The sequence below is a fragment of the Streptomyces boncukensis genome, from assembly GCF_011045075.1.
GTDB lineage: Bacteria > Actinomycetota > Actinomycetes > Streptomycetales > Streptomycetaceae > Streptomyces > Streptomyces boncukensis.
Genome location: NZ_JAAKZZ010001139.1, coordinates 1 through 383 on the forward strand (window position 1 = coordinate 1; position 383 = coordinate 383).

The following is a 383-nucleotide window of genomic DNA, read 5'->3' on the forward strand; positions in this document are numbered from 1 at the left end:
GCCCGGGGGCGGCGCGGGCGGCGGTCAGGATGCGGGTGGCGGCCTCCAGGCCCCCTGCGGCGGTGAGCGGCGCCCGTTCGGTGCGGGGTGCCGGGGCGCCGGCCGCCGCCAGGGTCTCGCGGAGGGTGCGGGCGCGGACGGCGAAGGTCCAGGAGTCCACGGCCGCGGCCACGTGGGCGATGCGGCGGTGGCCGAGGGCGAGCAGATGGTGGGCGATCCGGCGCATGCCGTCGGCGACGGCGAAGTTGACGGTGGCGGCGGCGTCCGGCGCGTCGCTGTCGAGCATCACCAGGGGCAGTCCGCCGGCCCGCAGCGCGTCGAGGGACTCCGGGGCCATGGAGCTGGCGATGACGCCGTCGACCGCGGTGCGCGCGGAGGCGAAG

The 383-nt window shown here is 79.4% G+C and carries 1 protein-coding gene; it reads right to left on the reverse strand.

The features are described 5' to 3' along the window. The coding region (locus G5C65_RS38335) for a type 1 periplasmic-binding domain-containing protein (protein ID WP_478501629.1) at window positions 1–383 on the reverse strand (383 nt) is incomplete at both ends.